This is a genomic window from Bradyrhizobium huanghuaihaiense, assembly GCF_007830635.1.
GTDB lineage: Bacteria > Pseudomonadota > Alphaproteobacteria > Rhizobiales > Xanthobacteraceae > Bradyrhizobium > Bradyrhizobium huanghuaihaiense.
In genome coordinates, this window is record NZ_VLLA01000093.1 from 1 (window position 1) to 2,264 (window position 2,264).

Here is a 2,264-nt window from a genome sequence, read left to right on the forward strand (position 1 = left end):
GCTGGTCTTGAGCCATTTGTTGATCTGAATGCGCCGACGCCGTCCGAGTTGCGCGACGATGCTCATTTTGCGCCAGCGCATCCTGCCAGGGCTCGCTCAGACACCTACGCCGGTCTTGAGGCAGCGGTTAATCCGAATCCGCGCACACCATTCGAGTTGCGTGACAATGCTTGGGCCCCGGCGCCTGACTTTCGGCCGCTGTTTGCCGGGCCAGTACCGGGGCATCACCAGGGCGCTCGACAGCTCGGCTCGCCGCAGGGGCTTTCTCCGGCGCCAGCCTTCTCGGATGATGAAGCTTTGGCGTGGTTGCGCGAGGAGCTGGCGCGACGGCAGATGCAAGAACCGGCCTCACCATCAACCGGCAGGGCTCCCTCAGACATCTACGGCGGCCTTGAGTCATTGGTGCATCTGGATGCGCCCACGCCGTGGGAATTGCGCGACGATGCTCACTTTGCGCCGGCGCCCGCTGCCAGGGCGCGCTCGGACACCTACCGCGGTTTTCCATTGGTTGATCTGACTGCGCCCACGCCGTCCGAATCACGCGACGATGCTAATTCTGTACGGCCGTTTCCGATCACCTCCGCCAACGCTCAGATCGGGGCTTTAGATCCGACAGTCTCGTCTCACGGCCACGGGCTGGTGCTCGAGGACACGGAATGGCTGGGCGACGAGCATATCCTCAGGGATTACCAGCTTCAGGAGCTGGATTTGCAGAGGAGCGATTCGGATCTCGCCGCCCGGACGCGGTTCGTGAATCCCCTCATCGTCCTAAATTATCTGGGCTCTAACGACGATGGCGTCGTGCAAACCGAGTTCCAGCGCATCGTCCATGATGATGAATTTAATGATACAGCCGACTTCCTGTTCCTGCCCGTGATTAATGCCAACCCTGAAGATCCTAATAACCTCGGCAACCATTGGTCGCTGCTGTTCGTTGATCGCAGTGACCGGGGGCAGCCGGTCGCCTACCACTACGATTCCTACAGGGGACTCAACAAAAAGCATGCAGAGCATCTCGCAAGTAGGCTGCACCTCCGCCTGGAGCCAGCCGGCATGGCCCAGCAGCAGAACACTTATGATTGCGGCGTCTTTGTCGTGGACGGGACGCGGGCGCTGGTTAGGCAATTGGAGCAAGGAGGGCAGACAGTCCACCTGGACCAGCTCGTCGTCGATCGGCAGGCACTGCAAAACCGACTCAGGGGCTGATGTCGCCGTGGGCGAGATAGAGTTGGCTGTGAATCGACGCTGAACATTGACCCCCGTACGCGCGAAGTCAATCAAGTACTTGGGACGCCGATCGGCGTCCGGACCCCACACGATGACATAATTGCGGTCGGCGCCCGCGGGACGAAAGGTCCGCTATCTTCAAGCCTGCACGCAATCACACGAATCGGAGGGGCTATGAAGCAATATGTTGGGCTTGACGTCTCACAAAAGGAGAGAATCAGGAACAGCAGAAGCCCGTTCCCGAAGATCATACGTCCGTCAGCAAGGACGAGGAATCGGGCGCACGAGGGTTGCAGCGCGATTTGCAGGATCGGTTGCAGCCGGCGCACGACGAGCCGGTGAGCGAGCCCGTCAGCGATAGTGCTTCCCATCCCGAAGTACCTGCAGGCTCGCGCCGGTTCGCCGCCTGCTCAAGGTCGGCATTGGCCTTGCGATTGTGGCCGTCTTCGGATGGTTGCCGCTGAAGGCCGTGCTGCAGACCTCGAGCGTTGCGGCCGTGGTCAATGCCAGGATCGTGACGTTGCGCTCGCCGATTGACGGCACCGTGAGCGCGAAGCCGCCGCAAGGCTCGACGCAACTCAGCGTGGTCCATGAGGGCGACGCGATCCTTCATGTCGTCAACGCGCGTGGCGATCGCGTGCGGCTCGACGATCTTCGGCGGCAGATGTCCCGGATGGAAAATGAGCGCCCGAGTTTCGCCGCCAAGCTTGCGGCCGCCGAGACGGCGCAACAGGACCTCGCCCGCCAGGCGGCCCAGTTCCGCGACGGTCGCATCCTCCAGCTCCAGGCGCGCATTGCCGAAATCCAGTCGGCGATCGAGGCCGCGGCCGCGCGACGGGAGAAGGCAGTGGCCGCCGTCGAGCGGGCCTCGTCACTGATCAAATCGGGCAGCGTCTCGACGGTCGAAATGGCCCGCCTGACGCGCGAGCAGGCGATCGCCCAGCAGACTGCGGATTTCACGGATCGTGAGCATCGATTTCGCGCGATCGTGAGCACTGAATTCAGACGATCGTGAGCAGCCCGCTACGGCCGATGGG

2 protein-coding genes are annotated in these 2,264 nt (G+C 62.2%); both read left to right on the forward strand.

All coding sequences use genetic code 11. From position 1 onward, the window contains the following. Positions 1-1,206 (forward strand): Ulp1 family isopeptidase (locus IQ16_RS44905; protein WP_233465594.1); only part of this gene is annotated, 1,206 nt, incomplete at its 5' end. A 457-nt stretch (positions 1,207-1,663) separates the two neighbouring features. Then, positions 1,664-2,242 carry a hypothetical protein gene (locus IQ16_RS44915; RefSeq protein WP_011084521.1) on the forward strand — a complete coding sequence of 193 codons (579 nt, stop codon included), beginning with the start codon at positions 1,664-1,666 and terminating at the stop codon, positions 2,240-2,242. Positions 2,243-2,264 lie beyond the last annotated feature (22 nt).